The sequence below is a fragment of the Pseudomonas sp. ICMP22404 genome (assembly GCF_006227205.1).
Taxonomy (GTDB): Bacteria; Pseudomonadota; Gammaproteobacteria; order Pseudomonadales; family Pseudomonadaceae; genus Aquipseudomonas.
On record NZ_VCNG01000061.1, the window covers coordinates 1 to 516 of the forward strand.

Sequence of the window (516 nt, forward strand, 5' to 3'; positions counted from 1 at the left end):
AGTCTAACCTTCGGGGGGACGGTTACCACGGTGTGATTCATGACTGGGGTGAAGTCGTAACAAGGTAGCCGTAGGGGAACCTGCGGCTGGATCACCTCCTTAATCGACGACGGCAGCTGCTCCATGAGCTCCCACACGAATTGCTTGATTCATTGAAGAAGACGATTGGGTCTGTAGCTCAGTTGGTTAGAGCGCACCCCTGATAAGGGTGAGGTCGGCAGTTCGAATCTGCCCAGACCCACCAATTACTGGTGCACCCTGTAGCGATACGGGGCCATAGCTCAGCTGGGAGAGCGCCTGCCTTGCACGCAGGAGGTCAGCGGTTCGATCCCGCTTGGCTCCACCATTTACCGATTGGTGACCCTCGTTTAAAGCTTAGAAATGAGCATTCCATCAAGGCGATGATGAATGTTGATTTCTAGTCTTTTGATTAGATCGTTCTTTAAAAATTTGGGTATGTGATAGAAAGATAGACTGAACGTTACTTTCACTGGTAACGGATCAGGCTAAGGTAAA

At 50.4% G+C, this 516-nt stretch carries 2 tRNA genes and 1 rRNA gene; all 3 read left to right on the forward strand.

Annotated elements, in window-relative coordinates:
- Positions 1-102: ribosomal RNA gene (locus FGE05_RS29645) — 16S ribosomal RNA — on the forward strand; the annotation flags it as partial.
- Between the two features lie 65 nt (positions 103-167).
- Positions 168-244: transfer RNA gene (locus FGE05_RS29650), tRNA-Ile, on the forward strand.
- Between the two features lie 26 nt (positions 245-270).
- Positions 271-346: transfer RNA gene (locus FGE05_RS29655), tRNA-Ala, on the forward strand.
- Positions 347-516 lie beyond the last annotated feature (170 nt).